General features: G+C 43.7%; 16 protein-coding genes and 1 pseudogene. 9 read left to right on the top strand and 8 right to left on the bottom strand.

The annotated features are described in order from the left end of the window. Positions 1-43: 43 nt before the first annotated feature. Positions 44-1837, top strand: coding sequence for a bifunctional DNA primase/helicase (locus tag BXY_RS03640; protein ID WP_008997724.1), 1794 nt, complete (start codon positions 44-46; stop codon positions 1835-1837). A 96-nt stretch (positions 1838-1933) separates the two neighbouring features. On the opposite strand, the gene BXY_RS03635 is transcribed toward BXY_RS03640, so the two are convergent. Beyond that, a complete protein-coding gene (locus BXY_RS03635; protein ID WP_004311607.1) occupies positions 1934-2191 on the bottom strand; it encodes a DUF4248 domain-containing protein in 258 nt (85 codons plus the stop codon). Positions 2192-2371: 180 nt separating this feature from the next. Between BXY_RS03635 and BXY_RS03630 the strand changes: the two genes are divergently transcribed. From BXY_RS03630 to BXY_RS03615, 4 genes are all read left to right on the top strand, one after another. Beyond that, on the top strand, positions 2372-3931 hold the full coding sequence (locus BXY_RS03630) for an ATP-binding protein (RefSeq protein ID WP_004315916.1): 1560 nt from the start codon (positions 2372-2374) through the stop codon (positions 3929-3931). Positions 3932-4116: 185 nt separating this feature from the next. Continuing rightward, entirely contained in the window at positions 4117-4659 is a 543-nt protein-coding gene (locus BXY_RS03625) for an HU family DNA-binding protein (RefSeq protein ID WP_004300374.1), read from the top strand. A gap of 56 nt (positions 4660-4715) precedes the next feature. Continuing rightward, positions 4716-5021 (top strand): hypothetical protein, encoded by a 306-nt coding sequence (locus BXY_RS03620; RefSeq protein WP_004300375.1) that lies wholly within the window; start codon positions 4716-4718, stop codon positions 5019-5021. Positions 5022-5025: 4 nt separating this feature from the next. Then, positions 5026-5475: an N-acetylmuramoyl-L-alanine amidase gene (locus BXY_RS03615; protein WP_008643849.1), complete on the top strand. Its 450-nt coding sequence runs from the start codon at positions 5026-5028 to the stop codon at positions 5473-5475. A 94-nt stretch (positions 5476-5569) separates the two neighbouring features. Here BXY_RS03615 and BXY_RS03610 read toward each other — a convergent pair whose 3' ends face one another. The 7 genes and pseudogenes from BXY_RS03610 to BXY_RS03580 all read right to left on the bottom strand — a co-directional run bounded on the left by BXY_RS03610 (position 5570) and on the right by BXY_RS03580 (position 14658). Continuing rightward, positions 5570-6712: a glycosyltransferase family 4 protein gene (locus tag BXY_RS03610; protein ID WP_004315914.1), complete on the bottom strand. Its 1143-nt coding sequence runs from the start codon at positions 6710-6712 to the stop codon at positions 5570-5572. 109 nt (positions 6713-6821) lie between these two features. Further along, a pseudogene (locus tag BXY_RS03605) lies at positions 6822-8014 on the bottom strand (glycosyltransferase). Positions 8015-8041: 27 nt separating this feature from the next. After that, the gene (locus tag BXY_RS03600; protein WP_004315912.1) at positions 8042-8968 is read right to left on the bottom strand and encodes a glycosyltransferase family 2 protein; all 927 of its coding nucleotides are present in this window, start codon (positions 8966-8968) and stop codon (positions 8042-8044) included. 9 nt (positions 8969-8977) lie between these two features. Then, a complete protein-coding gene (locus BXY_RS03595) occupies positions 8978-10276 on the bottom strand; it encodes an O-antigen ligase family protein (protein ID WP_004315911.1) in 1299 nt (432 codons plus the stop codon). After that, complete coding sequence (locus BXY_RS03590) at positions 10266-12491, bottom strand: GumC family protein (RefSeq protein WP_004315910.1); 2226 nt, start codon at positions 12489-12491, stop codon at positions 10266-10268. The genes BXY_RS03595 and BXY_RS03590 overlap by 11 nt, the downstream gene beginning before the upstream one ends. An 11-nt stretch (positions 12492-12502) precedes the next feature. Then, positions 12503-13249 (bottom strand): TolC family protein, encoded by a 747-nt coding sequence (locus BXY_RS03585; RefSeq protein ID WP_008017377.1) that lies wholly within the window; start codon positions 13247-13249, stop codon positions 12503-12505. Positions 13250-13386: 137 nt separating this feature from the next. Then, complete coding sequence (locus tag BXY_RS03580; protein ID WP_008017378.1) at positions 13387-14658, bottom strand: BamA/TamA family outer membrane protein; 1272 nt, start codon at positions 14656-14658, stop codon at positions 13387-13389. 218 nt (positions 14659-14876) lie between these two features. On the opposite strand from BXY_RS03580, the gene BXY_RS03575 reads away from it, so the two are divergent. The 4 genes from BXY_RS03575 to BXY_RS03560 all read left to right on the top strand — a co-directional run. Then, positions 14877-16271 (top strand): C1 family peptidase, encoded by a 1395-nt coding sequence (locus BXY_RS03575; RefSeq protein ID WP_004315907.1) that lies wholly within the window; start codon positions 14877-14879, stop codon positions 16269-16271. Positions 16272-16443: 172 nt separating this feature from the next. Continuing rightward, positions 16444-17793, top strand: coding sequence for a Na(+)-translocating NADH-quinone reductase subunit A (locus tag BXY_RS03570; RefSeq protein ID WP_032811009.1), 1350 nt, complete (start codon positions 16444-16446; stop codon positions 17791-17793). A gap of 133 nt (positions 17794-17926) precedes the next feature. After that, complete coding sequence (locus BXY_RS03565; RefSeq protein ID WP_004311620.1) at positions 17927-19099, top strand: NADH:ubiquinone reductase (Na(+)-transporting) subunit B; 1173 nt, start codon at positions 17927-17929, stop codon at positions 19097-19099. A 13-nt stretch (positions 19100-19112) separates the two neighbouring features. Then, positions 19113-19726, top strand: a 614-nt coding sequence (locus BXY_RS03560; protein ID WP_208946910.1) for a Na(+)-translocating NADH-quinone reductase subunit C, incomplete at its 3' end; no start/stop codon positions are given.

Raw genomic sequence — 19726 nt, 5'->3', positions numbered from 1 at the left:
GATTATTTTAAACTATTTTTTAATTAGAAAAAAGGAAAAAAATATGAGAAATTTTGCCAACTATGATGTCGACATCCACGGTAAATCGAGTGGAGTCCTCAAGACGATTTGTAAAAAATGTCTTCCTACCCGCAAGAATAAACGCGACCGTTCGCTACGTGTCAACGTCGACACGGGCCACTGTCACTGTTATCATTGTGGCGCTGATTTTTATGTTCCCGATGATGTGGAAGAGCGCAAGAATGCCGAACGTGTGGCAGCCCGCAAGCGTCGTGCAGCAGCCATTCCGCAGCATTTTCAGCGTCCAGTGTTTGATGCCTCGAAAACCACGCTTTCCGAAGACACGGAGCGTTGGCTGGTGGAGACGCGTTGCATCCCGCAGTCCGTCATAGCCGCCCTACGCATCACCGAACAGGAAGAATTTATGCCGCAATCCGGCAAAAAGGAACGTTGCATCTGCTTCAACTATTTTGAAGGGGAACAACTGATAAACACCAAATTTCGCGCTCTCCCGAAACTTTTCAAAATGGTGCAGGGTGCCGAACTGATTCCCTACAACATCGACTCCATCCTGGGGCAAACCTCCTGCATCATCCACGAGGGGGAACTGGATGCTGCTTCTTCCATCGCCGCCGGATTCAAAAGCGCCATCTCCGTGCCGGCCGGAGCCAATTCGAACCTCTCCTGGCTCGACCGTTTTATGGAGACGCACTTCGAGGACCTGGAAGAAATCATCATTGCCGTTGATGCTGATTCTGCCGGAATCCGGTTGCGCAATGAACTCATCAACCGGCTGGGAGCTGAACGCTGCCGGGTGGTGACTTACGGTCCGGAGTGTAAAGATGCCAACGAGCATCTCTGCAAATATGGTATCGCCAGTCTCCGTATCGCCATCGAACAGGCAGCAGAAGTTCCGCTCGAAGGTATCTTCACCGCTGCCGACTTGCATGACGATCTGCGGGCTCTTTTCGACAACGGCTTCGGTCCCGGAGCGGAAACGGGATGGGAGGAGATGGATAAGATCTGCACGTATGAACGTGGGCGAAGTGTCTACGTCACCGGAGTTCCCGGTGCAGGAAAATCCGAGTGGGTGGACGAATTGGTGTTGCGTCTCTGCCTGCGGCATCAATGGAAAATCGGGTTCTTTAGCCCGGAAAATACCCCCATCGTCTATCATCTCCGCAAACTGATTGAGAAACTCACCGGACACCGTTTTCAAAACGGCTGTGGCATGACGGAGGGACTCCTTGCGAACTCGGAAGATTTTCTGACTGAAAACGTCTCTCATATCTCTCTGAAAGGTAATGTTTCTCCGGATCGTGTACTGGCTAAGGCTCATGAACTCGTTGTCCGCCGTGGCTGCCGCATCATTGTCTTCGACCCGCTCAACCGTTTCGACCATAACCCGCAGCCTGGACAGACGGAAACGCAATATATTTCGAACCTGTTGAATAAATTTACAGAATTTGCCGTGCAACATAATTGCCTGCTCGTGGTCGTAGTCCATCCTCGTAAAATGAACCGTAATCCTGTCACGGGCATTACCCCTCGTGTGGAAATGTACGACATCAACGGCTCTGCCGATTTCTATAACAAAGCGGATTACGGTATCATTGTGGAACGTGACAAGGAGGTTGGTGCCACACGCGTATACGTGGACAAGGTGAAATTCAAGCATCTTGGTGTCGGTGGAATGGCATCCTTTGTCTACGATCCCGTAAGCGGACGATACCTGCCCTGTGAAGAATCTCACGACCCTTCTCTCTCCGCTGACCAGCGTGTCCGAAATACAATGTTCGACAACTCCTGCTGGCTACCTGAAAAAGAGCTGTTTTAAAGTATTAGGTATTAAGTATCAAGTATTAAGTATTATGATGTTATCCATTGTTGCGATGCGTTTACCATACTTGATACCTAATACTTAATACTTCAATTAGGGTTCTTGGAGTACTTCGACGATGAGCCTTACTTGTGCGGGAGTGTAGTATCTGCTGCGTGGATTCATGCCGGTGGCCAGGAGCCGTTCTTTTAGTCCGGGTGCAGCTTCAATCCATTCGTTGAATCGGTCTACTGCGCTTTGTTGCAGGATATTGGGGAGGTACAACAAGGCGAGCTCGCCTTTCCCATAGGTGCGGTATTGGAATGTTTTTTCTTCTTCTTGTTCGGGGAGAATCTTGTTTTTTGTTTTCATTTATAGTTGTGCCTTTAGATTGTTATATTTGAAGTAAAGTTACTCATTTTTAGTGGAATAGGCAAATTTTGAGAGCGGATGTTCGGGCGTATTCATAAAAGAATTGATACTAATAGAATACCGATTCTTGAAATTTATCGTATCTTTGTTTACGTTTCACGTTAAAAGCATAGAAAAAGGATGGAAGGAATATTCAGGCGTTATCCGATAGGGATACAGAGTTTCGAGAGACTACGCAATGATAATTGTGTGTATATTGATAAGACAGAGTTGATTTATCGTTTGGTAAATACACATACGACTTATTTTCTTAGCCGTCCCCGACGCTTTGGAAAGAGTCTGTTAGTTTCCACTCTTGAAGCCTATTTCTCTGGTAAAAAAGACCTGTTCAAGGGGCTGATGATGGAACAGTTGGAGAAAGACTGGACGGTTTATCCCGTGTTGCATATTGATTTCAGTATCAGTAAGTATATGAATGCGGGGATGCTGCGCTCCGCTATCAACAATCGCTTGGTGGAATGGGAACGAATTTACGGATGTGACACGAGCGAAGACACTTTCAGTCTCCGTCTGAAAGGTATTATCAAACGTGCTTACGAGCAGAGCGGGCGTCAGGTTGTGTTACTTGTAGACGAATATGATTCTCCTATGTTGGATAGCAACAACAATGAGGAGTTGCAAGCTGAAATACGTGGCATCATGCGCGACTTTTTCAGTCCGTTGAAAGCGCAGGGAGAATATCTTCGTTTTCTTTTCCTGACCGGTATCAGTAAATTTAGTCAGATGAGCATCTTTAGTGAATTGAACAATCTTCAGAACATAAGTATGCAAGATGCTTATAGTGCCATTTGCGGTATAACGGAAAATGAATTGCGTACACAGTTGGAAGAAGATATAAGAAGGATGGCCGAGGCGAACGGTGAAACGTATGATGAAGCGTGTATACATTTGAAACAACAGTATGATGGGTATCATTTCAGTGAAAATAGTGAAGACATTTACAATCCGTTTAGTTTGTTTAATGCATTTGCTCAAAAGAAATATGCCAATTTCTGGTTCTCTACCGGCACTCCCACTTTCCTGATAGACATCTTGCAGCAAAGCGATTTCGATATTCGTCAACTGGATGGCGTTTCGGCTACTGCCGAGCAGTTTGATGCACCTACCAATGTCATTACAGACCCGCTTCCGGTACTTTACCAAAGCGGTTATCTCACTATTAAAGAATATGATCGGGATTTTCAGATCTATACGTTGGCTTATCCTAACAAAGAAGTTCGGAAAGGCTTTATCGAATCATTAATGCCGGCTTATGTGCATTTGCCTGCTCGCGAGAATACATTTTATGTAGTATCGTTTATCAAAGACTTACGGGTCGGCAATCTGGATCAATGTATGGAGCGGATCAAATCATTTTTCGCCTCTATCCCCAATGATATGAATAATAAGGAGGAGAAACACTATCAGACCATCTTCTACCTCCTGTTCCGGTTGATGGGGCAATATGTGGATGCAGAAGTAAAGAGCGCTGTTGGCAGGGCTGATGTTGTGATAAAGATGCAGGAGGCTATCTATGTATTTGAATTCAAAGTAGACGGTACTCCTGAAGAAGCGTTGGCACAGATCAATAGTAAGCAGTATGCGATTCCTTATCAGGCAGATCATCGGAAAGTTATCAAAGTGGGAGTTAATTTCGACAGTAGTACGCGAACTATTGGAGAATGGATCATTGAAAACTAGGGAATAATCTTACATATTCCTACATATTTCCACATATTTCGGTATAATTCGGTGTAATCCGTTTTAATCCGGCATAATCCGGTGTAGTCCGGTGCAATCCGGTAAGTCGTCAATGTGTTGTCGTATCTTTGTTTCATCAACAGAAAGGGAGAATGTACTTCTTTTCGTAGAAACAATTTTTAAATATGGCAACAGTTACAGTTGTGCGCTACAAGCGCAGAAAACGGCTCGGTGATGATAAATCACCGATGATGTATCTTCTCAAGCCTAAGGCTGGAGAGTCGAAAATCTATTCAATTGATTCACTGGCACAGGAAATCGAGTCTATCGGGTCGCTTTCGGTGGAAGACGTGTCGCATGTGATGAAATCCTTTGTCCGTGCGATGAAAAAAGTGCTTGTGGCAGGGAATAAGGTGAAAGTGGATGGACTGGGTATTTTTTATACCACGCTGACCTGTCCGGGTGTGGAACAGGAAAAGGATTGTACGGTGAAAAATATCACTCGCATCAATCTCCGTTTCAAAGTCGACAACTCATTGCGTCTTGCCAATGACAGCACGGCAACTACTCGTGGCGGGGATAATAACATGATGTTCGAATTGTATACGGAGAAGAAGTCCGCTGCCGGAGGAAACGGCGGTGACGGCTCCGATGATGATGGTAAAGGCGATGGGGGAGAACCCGGTGGTGGTAGCGGTGGAGGAGAAGCTCCGGATCCGGCAGCATAAACCGCTTTGATTGACTCTGTTCTCAATTTATTAATTTATCATCTCAATCTATTAAAATGTTAGATAAAATTATCGAAATCATCATGACGATTCTGCCTTTTCTGGGCAGTAGCCGCAAGAAGCGCCAGATGATGGCGCAAGAAGTGAAAGAGTTCAGTGAACTAGTGAAAGACCAGTATACTTTTCTGATGCAGCAGTTGGAGAAAGTGTTGAAGGATTATTTCGACCTTAGTTCGAAAGTGAAAGAGATGCACGCGGAGATTTTCTCGTTGAGAGGACAGCTGACGCAAGCTGCGGCTCTGCAGTGTAGTAGCAAGGAATGTGTGCAACGAGTACAGATGGTCACTGAAACGGAGGGATGAATTTATGCGAACCATCAACTTGATTGTGATCCACTGTTCCGCCACAAGGGCGGACAGGGATTTTACGGAAGATGATTTGGAAGTGTGCCACCGTCGGCGTGGTTTCAACGGGACGGGGTATCATTTTTATATCCGTAAAAATGGAGATATAAAGACCACCCGTGAGATTGAACGAATCGGTGCGCACGCAAAAGGACACAACCAGAACAGTATTGGCATTTGTTATGAGGGCGGACTTGACTGCCACGGTCATCCCGCCGATACACGTACCGAATGGCAGATTCATTCGATGCGGGTGCTGATCCTTGCACTCCTGCGCGACTATCCCGGTTGCCGGGTGTGCGGACATCGGGATCTAAGTCCGGACCTGAACGGAAACGGAGAGATCGAACCCGAAGAGTGGATTAAAGCGTGTCCGTGCTTCGAAGTGAAAGAATTCTGCTCAAAAATGTAATGTACTCTATAGAAAGACTTGTGACCGAGTACATAAATACTTGTCACAAGTCTTTTCTCGTTTTATCATTTCTTAGGTTATTTTCCGGTGAGTTTTACTTAGACACGGGGCAGATGTTTGATAAAGAAAGTTCCTTATATATACTCAATAACGATTCTGCTGTGTTTCTCCACGAAAACATCTGGCTGCGCTTAAGCCCGTATTCCACTTGTTGCTGGTAGAATGTCCCGTCATTTTCTAGTTTCAAGATTTTTGCTGTGATATCTTCGGGACTGAATGGATCAACCAATAAAGCCCCATCACCTGCAATTTCGGGCATTGCTGAAGTATTTCCTGCAATGATTGGTGTTCCGCAAGCCATCGCTTCCAGCATCGGGATACCGAAACTTTCGCGAAGTGAGGGATATAGAAATGCGAATGCACCACTGTAGAGCGCTGCAAGGTCGGTATTCTCAATGTAGCCGGGGAAGCTGAGATAACTTTTGATATCCATCATCTTTTCTTCTTCCAATATCCGGTCAATGGCATCTTCTTTAAGGTCGGCAATCAGTAATGGTAACTTCTTTGCCGATTTTTTCAAATATCCGCTGTACGCTTTCAGTACTCTCGGAGTATTCTTTTTCGGATCCGTGTTTCCTAGAAAAAACAGATATTCGTCTGCATCGATATATTTCCGGGTAATTTCCGGAGCTTTGGGCTGCAAATGGAAATGACTGTTGAACCCGTTATATACAGCTACTAATTGCTTTTCCGGCAGATGTAACGCTTCAAGAATCCGTTTCCGTTCGAACTGCGAAACGGTAATAATTTTCTCGCACTTGGGGAGTATGCGCGGAACGACTAACCGGCGATAATGCCATCCCATCTCTTGATACCACGACAGGCTGGACGACTGGCGCTTTTCCAGATAGATTATATCGTGCAATGTTAGAACCAGAGGCACAGGGCAGTGTAGAGGAGCCGTGTTGCTGGTGCAATGCAGCAAATCGGGCTTGATGCTTTTTACTGCACGCGGGAGTGCTACCTGTTCCCACAATGGATAAGTAGGGCATTTCAGCTCGATGATATGTACGTTATCGGAACTTTCCAGACACTTGTCTTCACCGGGACTGACAAAAATGAAATATTCATTTTCATGATCCATTTTTTGTAGTTCCCGAATTGTTTCAAGAGCAACAAAATCCATTCCATGCTTGTTGGGGCGGAAAATGCGCTGTGCTTCAATGGCTATTTTCATATTCTTTCTTTTTTAGTGGTGGTGATGTTTTCTCTTTTATATAAGTTTTTTGTTTCTAGGGAGTCTCATTTTTTTATAAATATTCTCTTGCTTTTCAAGAAAATTTTCTTTAAAAATGGCCTTCTCCATGTTCTGTATGGATAAATTTTTTATAAGCTCCTTTCAACTTGAACAAATTGCCGATGGTAGTGAGTGCCAGTATTGGGATTTTTATAATTGCTTTACCCAATCGTTTGTTTAGCAGATTTCCAGGTATGGGCAATATCATTGCTACTATCTGGGCTATGGATAATATCCACCATTTTATGGCTATCATCCATTCGTTTCCGGAATCGCCTTTCAGACTTAGCCAGATACCGATGGCTGTGAAAATAAATGTCAGTCCGAAAACACCTGCTATTTGGATCAGTCTTGGGGGTAGCATCCATTGAATTATCTTGTCGCAGTAGTCAATGTTACCTTGGCGGATTGCTTTCTGTAATCCGGACAATGAACTGCGGAGAATGCCGAATTGTGCAGCTATCCAGCGTTTTCGCTGATTGCTGATGGCTTCTTCTTTCTGCGTTTTTTCGTCATAAATTGGTATTTCCGGTAGGTAGGTGGTGTGAATGCGCTGTTGCAGAAGAAGTACTTCTAATTCCTTGTCTTCGCCTGCCGTTTCAAGAAGTCGGACGTTTTTCCGGAACCAGTCGGCTTCAAAAGCCATTCCTGAACCGGATAATGCGGCTGAAAGTCCTAGTGCATTGTGTCCGCTGCGGAAGATGCCATTATTAATTTCTTCGCTGATGCCATCCAGAACAGAAATGTCAGTATTCAGATTTTGGCCGGTTCGGTGGGCTTGTATGCACCGCACACCGCTGTCGAATGCACGGTTTACCGCTGTCAGGAAGTGCGGGGAAGTCAGATTATCGGCGTCCATGATAACTACTACATCGTAGGGTATTCCGTCAATGGCATCCATTGCCATTGTCAGTGCTTTGGCTTTGGAGCTGTCTTTATAGTCGGCTATCAACAATCGGATAGGCAAGGAACGCAAGAGCTCGTTGGTGGCAGACTGCATCTGGTCGGAGATAACGATGATATCAAACATTTCTTTCGGATATTCCTGTCTCAGGAAACTGCGTACGGAAGAGACGATTACCCGGTCTTCTTTATAAGCCGGGAAGAGTATGACGAAACGTCGTAGGGTGCGGGCTTCCGGAAATTCAGGGACCCGGTAGAACTTGGAAGCAATGGCGTATAGCAACAGATAACATACGCAAAGCGCGAAAGTACAAAAAGAATCCAGTCGACGATATTCATAGTATTTGGAATTTATGACACAACGTTTTATTTATCGGGTGAGACAACGCTCTTTTTGTCGGATGACGGGCGAAGAAGTCCGGAGTTTACTCCATAGAATATGGCTGCCGCCAAGTCGAAACGCCCTTTGAGGATGAAAGCCAAACTATTCTTTGTAGCAGCTACGGTGCTCTGATAAATAATGGAGGCGATGCGGTTGAACCCTTTCAGATTGCGCCGGGCATAGAACAGGCGGTTGCGTGTCAGATAATAAGTACGCAATTTACTAAGTTGCCCAGTGCTCTGGCTTTCTTTATGAAAAATGGTACAGCAGGGATCGTACCACAGTTCATATCCGGCACGGGTCATGCTTGTGCTCCAGTCTAGTTCTTCATAGTAGAGAAAAAATATCTCGGGCATCATTCCTATTTTTTCAATGACTTCCCGTTTAAACATCATTGCTGCCCCATGCAGATAGGGGGTGGTGTGGGGAGTGTCGAATGTTCCATCGTCTGGACAATCGAAGCCCAGCATATGGTTACGTAGGGTGATTTGCGACAAGGGAGTGAATCCGGCAAATTGTATATGCTGGGGTGGAAATGCAAAGCGTATCTTGGGGGATACACCTCCAATCTCCGGTCGACTTTCAAGGCGTTCTACGAGATAGGCGATATGGTCTGATTCAATATATGTATCATTATTAATAAGGAATATGTATTTACCTTTTGCTACCTGGATGCCGATATTATTTCCACCGGAAAAACCACTGTTCTCATTGCTGCGGATAGCGACAACGGTGGGATACAGTTGATGTATTTTAGCTGCTTCGTTTTCATGTGAAGCATTGTCTACGACGATGATTTCATAACTTACAGAATGTATTTTATTCTGTAGTGATTCTATTAGTTCGCATGTGTCTTTGAATCCGTTGTAGCAGATTGTGATAAATGATATGTCTGGAATATTGTTTGTCATATTTGTTCGTCAGTTTTTTTGAGTGGCTACTAGTTCTTTTTCTTTCTCTTCTTCACTGATGCGCTTGTCTATATGAGGAGCGGCAAAACAGAGTGCGAATCCTATATATACAGTCAATGGATTGGGATACTGCATTACGTCGTTGACATAGGCCGCTATGAAATAACCGGCATCCATACAAAGCCAGGCTGCCACTAATCCGCGCAAGCTCTTATTGCGTACTTTAAACATCAGTAGCCATGAGCACCAAGCGAATAGAATGCCATGTATACCCAGATAAAGAATGAGTCCGACAATTCCTGTTTCTACCCATACGCCGACTAACCATGAATCCGGAGGATAGGGCATTTGCTCTTTCGGTTCGAAATTTCCGGTTGAAAGCCCAACACCATATCCGATAGGCTTCTTTGCCATCAATTCTTTCATTCGCATCCTGTTTTCGACACGTACGAGGTATGAAGCATCTTCGGTAGGATGGAAAGAGGAACGCATTTTGTGAATGTATTGGTTTCCGCTCCCGATGTTGGTATAATAGAAAAATGCGAAAATGCTGATAGATATGAATATACCTCCCAGTAATGCTTTCCAATTCTTTGCTATGACGGTTATCATCAGCATGCCACCCATAAGAACGCCCATGGCAGAGCGTGTTCCGGAGATTCCCATTCCATAAATGCCGCAAAAAGCAATAAAAAGGAAGTAGATGCGTTTCCATCTGGAGTCAACAAAGAATGAGGCAATGGCAAAGGTCACAGTAGACATGGCAGCATGAACACCATAATTGGCTGCATCAGAGAAACAAGAGAAATAGCGAATGCCTGACCAGATAATGTGAGTACGTGCACCTCCCACTACGTGTAAGAAATAAAGATCTTTAGAACTGAATCCATGATTCTTCTGCCAATAACCTTTTAGGGTGAATATCAAAACAAATATTGACCATATAATTAATAATAGTTCAATATCTTTTTTGGTACGTATTACGATCGGAACGACGAATGCACAGATCAAGGGGGTGAGAGCGTATGGAGTGAGGTTAATATTCCAGGCTGCCATAACATTGTTTGGATTCAGTATTTCCAGTATATAAAACAATAACCAGACAATGAAGAAATAGGTCATTATATTTTGTCCGGGTTTCCAGTTAGTGCGCTCGTCATTGCCGAGTTGTATCAGACAGATCGTAGTAAACAATAAGATAAGCACCATTGAGAATAATCCTATCTTGATGTTTACGAACATACTTGCTGCGATTAGCGCGAACTGTGCGGCAAGCAGGAGGTGGAAAGCGGTTACTTTATTCGTCATCGTCCTCGTCTGCTGCTTCTTTGGCTTTTCTTCTGAGATTGAATATGATTTTTTCTGTTAATGATAACTGACTGAGACGATAGCCGATTCTACGCAGTAATGTATGGGGTGGAAGTTGTCCGGTAAAGTCTTCTACTGCGTCACGGTTCGCATTTGTGAGGCATATACGGAATGGGACATCCGTCTTACTCAGTTGCTGCGTAAGTTGTTCGCAAAGCTGTTTATCAATAGTTTTCCAGCCACGGTCTGCCGAAGCTACTAGAATATTGGCGTTGGCATCATGTAACAGAGCACTCGGAATATTGCTGGTCGATAATGGCGGATAAGCAACTATCAGCACATCTTCTCCTTGCAAAGTGTAAAAGTCTGTAATACTCTTGGCTAGCAGAAATTGGGTCGAGTCTGTATTAAAATCTACTCCATAGGTGATAAACCTGGCATTTAACATCCGGCTTTGCATATATCCACAGATTAAATTTCCCAATTCTTCTTCTCCGGAATTGTCACTGGTGCTGAAAAGGTTGATGATGAATACGCCGGGAGACTTGCGCTTAGTCAGGAAGCGAAGTAGCGAATTGCTCAATTCTTTTACGGAAAGCTGAACATAAGTCTTGGTCAGACCTCCATAGCGAGAGGGGCTTGTATTGGGAATAGCGCCTATTACCTTAAACCCGGTGACTCGCCTGGTACGGCTGGCATCTCGTAAAGTTCTGTCAAGCATTTCGACTAGTAACAACAAAGCGACTATGATGAGAAAACTGACTGCACAGGCAGCTATAACAATCTGTTTCCGATTGGTTGAGTTGGACGAAATCGGATAAGTCGGCTCGTTGAGTACTTTCAAAGTGGCAGAAGTCATTTCTAGATTTTTCTTTCTCAGTAAGGCTTCATTATAACTTTGAAGTACAGTGAGGTAGTTGCGTTCGGTGAAATTTATCATGCGCTCTTTTTGCTTGATGGTAGTACCTACCGGTGCAAAAAAAACATATCGGTCATTCAATTCACTGCGTGCATTCTGTACAATCTGTAATTCAGCTTTGGCTTTCTCGTATAGTAGCGTTTGTTCCAGCCATTGGTCGATGATATTGGTTCTCGAAGCGCCCTCTTTGGTATATTTATGGCCGATATAGGAGGATGTTAAGTCATTTAATTCTTGTTTGATTTCAGAGAGCCGTTTCTTTTCATTTATCAAGGTCTGATCGTCTGTTTTTGAGGAAACAGTCATCGCTTCAGCCTCCGATATTCTGCCGGTAATGCTGGAAGCTTCTCTCAGTTTGTCTACAAATTCCATGTTCTTGAGCACCTGTTTTGCATTACTGTCCATATGCTTTTCTAGTTCTTCAAGCATGGATTTGCTACTATTAAAAGCAAAAAGTGCGTCTTGCTCTCTCAGCTCGTATTCTTTACTGATGGCGGCTATTTCTTTGGTCTCGTCAATGTAGTTGATAATGCGTTTTTCTACATTATACTTTGTTAGGTCTTCTTCTTCTAAGTTTAGTTTCTTTCCGATGCGCTTCAACTCTTCTTCAAAGTATTTGATTACTTTGTCCGTCTCTCCATAACGAATGCGACGATATTCTTCTACAAATTCGTCCATTAAGATACTCACTGTATTGTAGACGATGCCTGGATCACCGGATGAATAGCTGATATCCAACAAATCACTGGTCAATCGACGCTGTACTTTGATGTTTTTCAGGGCATTATAGCTATAAAAAGGGTGATTGTAGTAAAATAATCCATAGATATAGTTATCTCTATGTGGACGCATATATTTTTCCAGATTAGCTACTGTCTTATCTTCACTCGACTTGTCGATTAGTTTTAGAATTTCAGCTCCATTCGGACTATTTTTCAAGTGATTGTAGGTATAGTTATAGCTGGAAGCGGTAATACCGTTATTTTCTTTATCCGGGTTACCCTGAATAAGAATTCGCGCAAATAATCGTAGACATACTCTCTTCAACGTACTTTCGGCCTGCATGATGCTGATCAAATTGTCCATTGAGTTTTGTACTGTTGCCCAGTCTGTGCGTTTGTCACTTTCTAGATTATAACCTGAAGCTACCCCTGTGTATAATGTGGCTTTTACATCATATCCTCCTTGCATATGTCGTGTGTAGTAAATAACCAGCAATGTGAAGAAAGTGGTTCCTAGCAATATCAGCCAGCGATGACGAAATAGGGCTCGTATGATAGAAATGATATAGTTCATATCTTAATCTTTTATTTTCGTATGATGGGAGTGCGTGAAATAACTTCGAGTATCATTAAACTCTTTGTTAATTCGAACTTGCTATTCTCATATGCCTCACGGGCTTGAGATTGCCTTTCCTTATCTGTAGATAAATCGGTAGACTCAATAGTACCATTGGCAAAGTTCTTTTCAGAAATTTCGTATTGCACATTAGCTAGCACCAAACTTTCACTCCTCATTTGAAGAACTTTCATCTGCGAAATTGCCATTGTGTACATTTCAATAATACTTTTTTTGATTTCGTCATACTTCATTTCTCGTTCTAGTTCCGCACTCCGCAGTGTGAGTCTTTGCCGACTGACACGTCCTTTGAGGTCGAATAAATCGTTCAATGGAATACTTAGACCTGCACCTACTGTGTAACCATTTTGCGCTTGAGTGGAGTAGGTAAGATATGGGGCGACTGCCACGTCCGTATAGGTGGACTCATTACCGAACATTCCGTATTGATAGCTCCCCCGTAAACTGAAGAAACCTAGAAATGACCATTTCTCTTTTTGGAGTAATTTGCGCTCAATTCTCGCCTTTACGTCCGCCATCTCATAAATGGGGCTGTTCTTGGCATTTTCGAATAAAACTGATAGTGGGGGGAGAACTATTTTACTATAATCTTCTTCACTTAGTTGAGAATAGTCAGACACTTCTTGTGCAACTACACGGGTGGTAGAGATGAACAGAAGTAATAACCCCGAAAAAAAATATATAAATTGCTTCATAAAAAAATCCTATTATTTGCTCTTGCTGTGTTATAGCTTGCGCAAATATAAGGATTAATTTCATTTATGTGCAGTCTTTTATTATCTATTTTACAATCTTTCTTGTAAATTGTGCACAATTTGTCGCGTAAATGGCGTCAAAAGGCTTCTGTCATGTTGAAGTAGAACAAATTCTGCTTGTTCACCATGTCTCTGCCGAAATCAAGGCGTACATTCATACGGGGTTGAACTTCGATACGTAATCCCAATCCGAGGTTGGGAAGCACACCTTCTATCTTGCCCGGAGTGGGTCCCATGAATCCGCATCCTCCCCAGGCTACATATCCTATATGACTTAACATCTTTTTTACCCAAGTGCTTTTGTCCGTATTTATCATCTGGCGGTATTCGGCCATCATGACATGCGAGGACTTGTCGCGAAACTGTCCCATGTAGTAACCGCGAAGATCGAAGGGGGTCCCGCTAAGTACATATTTTGTTAGGGGTACATCTCCGAATGCGTTTTTGCTTTGCACTGTCCAGGCTATCACTTTGCGGCGTCCTACTGTTTTGTATTGGCGGTAATCGATTTCCAATCGATAAAAATTATTATCACTGCCGAACGTTTTATTGTACATCATTCCCCGGAAGTCAAGGTAAGTTCCGCTATAAGCATTGGCGGGAATATCACGTGTGTCATACGTCAATAGGAAGCCGAGTCCCGAACTGAAATTTTTGTATCCGTGCTCCGTACCTCCTGCCGCAATGTACGAGGGCTCATTAACCATCCCCGCAGCCGGTTTAGTTATCTTGTCATAGTTCAAATCGACTTGAGGACCTGCAAAGAAATTACTTTCTCCCAGACGGAACAAGAACCAGGGGTTTACTTGAATGCCGCTATAACGGTACTCGCTGGTATCTTCTCCACGTTCATAATCTTTATTAGTGGAATATCCGATGCCATAAAAATTCTCGATTGTATTTTTATAAGAGAAGGTTCCGAAGATACGGAAACGGTCGCCTTTAAAGAAGAGCTGTGGTTTCGTCATCAGATTCAAGCCGCCCTTGAACATCAAGGCGATGGCCATTGGCACTACTGAACGCCGTTGAGTGGTATCACTCGGATTCATCCGAAACGTCATCAGTGCGCTACCGCCTACTAATAAACCGAAGTCCGGCGTATAACTGGGACCACCTAATATGTTATAGTGCAAATTCCGGTTTGCCACGCGCTGGCGACGCAACTCGCGCTTGGAAAGGGCAGGAATGGTGTCTGACGGGGCGCCTTCAAAATCTGTAGGAGTAGTATCACTGATAGAAGTTGTAGACATTTGCAGTTCATCGCTTTTTACTGCCGTACTATCAGCCGTAGCTGACATCATATTGATGGATGGAAGCATCACCAATATTCCTATTATATATTTCTTCATATTTCTCTTTGAGGAATTCGACTGCAAAGAAAACTATTTTATTCCGATTAGTTTTGATGTTCTTAGATAATAAATCTAAAAAAGAATCGTATTTTTGCAGAATAAGATGTTTTTCGATATGCTGGTAAATAAAATTGCATGATTTAATCCCATACACTAAAACAATATTTGTTAGCATATCATGATCCGTCAGCCTATTAATTAATTATTTATATCAAATGAATAAACAGATTTTATCAATTTTTGTTTTCTGTGCTTTTTCTTATTCTACACAAGCGCAAGAAGTGAAAGGAGGCATCAGCGACTCCATGATGCAACAAATCAAGCAGAGTTATGCAAACACTCCCACCGACAAGGCTATTCGCAACGCCATCGGCAACAACGACATCCGTAAACTGGCTCTCAACCAGGATAACCTGAAAGGCATGGATACGCATTTTTCTATCAAAGTGTCTTCTAAAGGTATCACCGACCAAAAATCTTCTGGTCGTTGCTGGCTTTTTACAGGTTTGAATGTGATGCGTGCCAAAGCGATCGCCAAGCATAACCTCGGTTCCTTCGAATTCTCGCAAACTTATCCTTTCTTCTTCGACCAACTGGAGAAAGCCAACCTCTTTCTACAAGGTATTATCGATACCAGCAGTAAGCCGATGGATGATAAAATGGTGGAATGGCTCTTCCGTAATCCTTTGAGTGACGGTGGAACATTCACCGGTGTAGCCGATATTGTCAGTAAATACGGGCTTGTTCCCAAAGATGTGATGCCGGAAACCAACAGTAGTGAAAATACCTCCCGTATGGCAGGTCTGATCGCCCTGAAACTTCGTGAACAGGGGCTTCAACTCCGTGATCTCGCTGCGCAAGGTGTCAAGCCTGCTGCCCTTGAGAAAACAAAAACAGAGATGTTGAGCACCATCTACCGCATGTTAGTGTTGAATCTCGGTGTTCCTCCTACTGAATTTACCTGGACTGAATATAACGCTAAGGGTGAGCCTGTGTCTACCGAAACTTACACTCCACTTTCTTTCCTGAAAAAGTATGGTGACGAAAAACTGATTGATAATTATGTCATGTTAATGAACGATCCGAGCCGTGAATATTATAAGTGTTATGAGATAGACTACGACCGCCACCGTTACGACGGCAAAAACTGGACGTATGTCAATCTCCCCATCGAGGATATCAAAGAAATGGCTATTTCTTCTCTCAAGGATAGCACAATGATGTATTTTTCTTGCGATGTAGGTAAGTTTCTAAACTCTGACCGTGGTCTACTGGATGTCAAAAACTACGACTACGAATCTCTTATGGGTACTTCTTTTGGCATGAACAAGAAGCAACGTATCCAAAGTTTTGCCAGTGGCTCCAGTCACGCCATGACTCTTATGGCCGTCGATCTTGACAAAAATGGAAAACCGACGAAATGGATGGTTGAAAATAGTTGGGGGCCTGCTGCCGGTTATCAGGGTTATCTCATTATGACAGATGATTGGTTTAACGAATATATGTTCCGTCTAGTAGTAGAAACGAAATATGCATCGAAAAAAGCTCTCGAGGTGTTGAAACAGAAGCCTATCCGACTTCCTGCTTGGGATCCTATGTTTGCTGAATAGTTCTTTTTCTTTGCTTCTGTCTTTTGTTTCGGAACAAAAGATAAAAGATTACGTGCACGAACACGAAAGGAATTACGGATATTTTTCCGTAATTCCTTTCTTTTTTCCTACCGAATCCCAATCTTATTTATTACTTTTGCGGCAAATTTATGAAACCATTATTTTATATAGCATGGCAAATGTAATAAAGTTACGTAAAGGCCTTGACATAAACCTGAAAGGAAAAGCTGCTGAAACGTACGCAACAGTAAAAGAACCGGGATTCTACGCACTTGTACCCGATGACTTTCCTGGAGTGACGCCTAAGGTAGTTGTGAAAGAGCAGGAATATGTAATGGCTGGTGGACCCTTGTTTATCGACAAGTATCATCCTGAAGTGAAATTTGTTTCGCCGGTGAGCGGCGTGGTGACGAGTGTAGAACGTGGTGCTCGTCGTAAGGTATTGAACATCGTAGTAGAAGCTGCTGCAGAGCAGGACTATGAAGATTTTGGGAAAAAGAATGTTGCTTCGATGGATGCTGAAGCTGTGAAATCCGCTCTGTTGGGAGCCGGACTTTTCGCGTTTATCAAACAGCGTCCTTATGACATCATTGCAGATCCGACGGTAACCCCGAAAGGAATCTTCATCTCCGCATTCGATACCAATCCATTGGCTCCGGATTTCGAGTTCGCCCTCAAAGGCGAAGAAGCAAACTTCCAGACAGGGCTTGATGCTCTTGCCAAACTGGCAAAAACCTACTTGAACATCAGTGTGAAACAGAACGCTGCCGCACTGACACAGGCTAAGAACGTTACAATCACCGCATTCGACGGACCGAACCCTGCAGGTAATGTAGGCGTTCAGATCAACCACCTCGACCCCGTATCCAAGGGCGAAACGGTATGGACTATTGATCCGCAAGCCGTAATCTTCATCGGTCGCCTCTTCAATACAGGCCATGTAGATTTCACCCGTACAGTAGCTGTGACAGGTTCCGAAGTGTTGAAACCTGCATACTGCAAACTACAGGTAGGTGCATTGCTCACCAACGTGTTTGCCGGCAATGTAACAAAAGACAAAGACTTACGCTACATCAGCGGTAACGTGCTGACAGGAAAGCAAGTATCTCCGAACGGATTCTTGGGCGCATTCCATAGCCAACTGACTGTTATCCCCGAAGGTGACGACATTCACGAAATGCTTGGATGGATCATGCCGCGTTTCAACCAGTTCAGTGCCAATCGTTCTTATTTCAGCTGGTTGATGGGTAAGAAGGAATATACGTTGGATGCCCGTATCAAAGGTGGCGAACGTCACATGATTATGTCGGGTGAATACGATAAGGTATTCCCAATGGACATTCTGCCCGAATATCTGATTAAAGCAATTATCGCTGGTGACATCGACCGTATGGAAGCACTCGGCATCTACGAAGTAGCTCCTGAAGACTTCGCCCTTTGCGAATTCGTCTGCTCTTCAAAGATGGAACTGCAACGCATCGTTCGTGCCGGACTCGATATGCTCCGTTCAGAAATGGCGTAATCGAATAAGAGATTAAATAATAAAAATTAAAATAAGCGATAGTTGAAATCTTGCGAAACGGCTCTCTGTGGATACAGCATAAACCCAGCACAGCCAATTTTCAACTCTCAACTTTCAATTTTCAATTAAATAAATGAAAGCGTTAAGAAATTATCTCGATAAGATAAAGCCGAACTTTGAGGAGGGCGGCAAATTCCACGCATTCCAGTCGGTGTTTGACGGCTTCGAAACATTCCTGTTCGTGCCTAGCAAGACTGCGAAAACGGGAACGCACATACATGACGCAATCGATAGCAAGCGCATCATGTCGATTGTGGTTATTTCGTTAATACCGGCTTTGCTGTTCGGTATGTACAACGTAGGTTACCAGCATTTCACTCATACAGGTGCTACTGGCAGCTTCATCGAAATGTTTATCTACGGATTCCTGGCAGTACTGCCTAAAATAATCGTATCATACGTAGTAGGTCTTGGCATTGAGTTCGTCGTAGCTCAATGGAAGAAAGAAGAAATCCAGGAAGGATTCCTTGTTTCCGGTATCCTGATCCCGATGATCGTTCCGGTAGACTGTCCGCTGTGGATTCTTGCCGTAGCTACTGCATTCTCTGTTATCTTCGCAAAAGAAGTATTCGGTGGTACAGGTATGAACGTATTCAACGTTGCGTTGATTACTCGTGCATTCCTGTTCTTCGCATACCCGACCAAGATGTCCGGTGATGCTGTTTGGGTGTCAGGAGACAGCATCTTCGGTTTAGGACAAAGCGTAGACGGACTCACCGTTGCCACTCCGCTGGGACAAGCTGCTACAACAGGTAGTGTTCCTGCGTTCAACATGGATATGATTACAGGTCTGATTCCGGGTTCTATTGGTGAAACCAGCGTAATCGCTATCCTGATTGGTGCCGTTATCCTGCTTTGGACAGGTGTTGCAAGCTGGAAGACAATGATTTCCGTATTCGTCGGTGGCGCATTCATGGCATGGGTATTCAACTCAATCGGCATGGAAAACAACACAATGGCTCAAATGCCTTGGTACGAACATCTCGTTCTTGGTGGTTTCTGCTTCGGTGCCGTATTTATGGCTACTGACCCTGTGACTTCCGCACGTACAGAAAGAGGTAAATATATCTTCGGATTCCTGATCGGTGTGATGGCTATCGTTATCCGCGTACTGAATCCGGGTTATCCGGAAGGTATGATGCTTGCCATCCTGCTGATGAACATCTTCGCTCCGCTGATTGACTACTGTGTAGTACAAAGCAATATCAGCCGTCGCGAGAAACGCACTATCAAGTCTAACCAATAAATACCGAAAGAAAATGAATACGAATAGTAATAGTTATACTATCATTTATGCTTCGGTAATGGTTATTATCGTAGCATTCCTGCTGGCATTCGTTAGTTCTTCACTGAAATCTACACAAGACAAGAATGTGCAGTTGGACACTAAGAAACAAATCCTCGCTGCATTGAACATTAAGAATGTGGAAGATGCGGATGCTGAATATCAGAAATATGTGAAAGGGGATATGCTGATGAACGTAGACGGTACGCTGACCGAAAATACGGGCGAATTTGCTACCAACTACGAGAAAGAAGCAAAAGAACAACAACGTCTGCACGTGTTTGTATGCGAAGTGGACGGTCAGACTAAATATGTAGTTCCTGTTTACGGTGCCGGTCTTTGGGGCGCTATCTGGGGATACGTTGCACTGAACGAAGATAAAGATACCGTTTACGGTACTTACTTCTCACACGCTAGTGAAACTCCGGGTCTGGGTGCTGAAATTGCAACCGACCATTTCCAAAATGAATTTGTAGGTAAGAAGACTTTGGAAAATGGAGCTATCACTTTGGGAGTCGTAAAAAATGGCAAGGTAGAGAAACCTGATTACCAAGTGGATGGTATCTCCGGTGGTACAATCACTTCAGT

Source organism: Bacteroides xylanisolvens XB1A (assembly GCF_000210075.1).
Classification (GTDB): Bacteria; Bacteroidota; Bacteroidia; order Bacteroidales; family Bacteroidaceae; genus Bacteroides; species Bacteroides xylanisolvens.
Note: the sequence above shows the minus strand (reverse complement) of the source record. Positions and strands in the feature narration are given on the sequence as shown.

Bases quoted from the DNA above. Each gene is read 5' to 3' on its own strand.
- BXY_RS03600 (WP_004315912.1), bottom strand. From the start codon at position 8,968: ATGACAAACAATATTCCAGACATATCATTTATCACAATCTGCTACAAC.
- BXY_RS03610 (WP_004315914.1), bottom strand. From the start codon at position 6,712: ATGAAAATAGCCATTGAAGCACAGCGCATTTTCCGCCCCAACAAGCAT.
- BXY_RS03615 (WP_008643849.1), top strand. From the start codon at position 5,026: ATGCGAACCATCAACTTGATTGTGATCCACTGTTCCGCCACAAGGGCG.
- BXY_RS03565 (WP_004311620.1), top strand. From the start codon at position 17,927: ATGAAAGCGTTAAGAAATTATCTCGATAAGATAAAGCCGAACTTTGAG.
- BXY_RS03640 (WP_008997724.1), top strand. From the start codon at position 44: ATGAGAAATTTTGCCAACTATGATGTCGACATCCACGGTAAATCGAGT.
- BXY_RS03635 (WP_004311607.1), bottom strand. From the start codon at position 2,191: ATGAAAACAAAAAACAAGATTCTCCCCGAACAAGAAGAAGAAAAAACA.
- BXY_RS03590 (WP_004315910.1), bottom strand. From the start codon at position 12,491: ATGAACTATATCATTTCTATCATACGAGCCCTATTTCGTCATCGCTGG.
- BXY_RS03595 (WP_004315911.1), bottom strand. From the start codon at position 10,276: ATGACGAATAAAGTAACCGCTTTCCACCTCCTGCTTGCCGCACAGTTC.
- BXY_RS03580 (WP_008017378.1), bottom strand. From the start codon at position 14,658: ATGAAGAAATATATAATAGGAATATTGGTGATGCTTCCATCCATCAAT.
- BXY_RS03570 (WP_032811009.1), top strand. From the start codon at position 16,444: ATGGCAAATGTAATAAAGTTACGTAAAGGCCTTGACATAAACCTGAAA.
- BXY_RS03630 (WP_004315916.1), top strand. From the start codon at position 2,372: ATGGAAGGAATATTCAGGCGTTATCCGATAGGGATACAGAGTTTCGAG.
- BXY_RS03575 (WP_004315907.1), top strand. From the start codon at position 14,877: ATGAATAAACAGATTTTATCAATTTTTGTTTTCTGTGCTTTTTCTTAT.
- BXY_RS03625 (WP_004300374.1), top strand. From the start codon at position 4,117: ATGGCAACAGTTACAGTTGTGCGCTACAAGCGCAGAAAACGGCTCGGT.
- BXY_RS03620 (WP_004300375.1), top strand. From the start codon at position 4,716: ATGTTAGATAAAATTATCGAAATCATCATGACGATTCTGCCTTTTCTG.
- BXY_RS03585 (WP_008017377.1), bottom strand. From the start codon at position 13,249: ATGAAGCAATTTATATATTTTTTTTCGGGGTTATTACTTCTGTTCATC.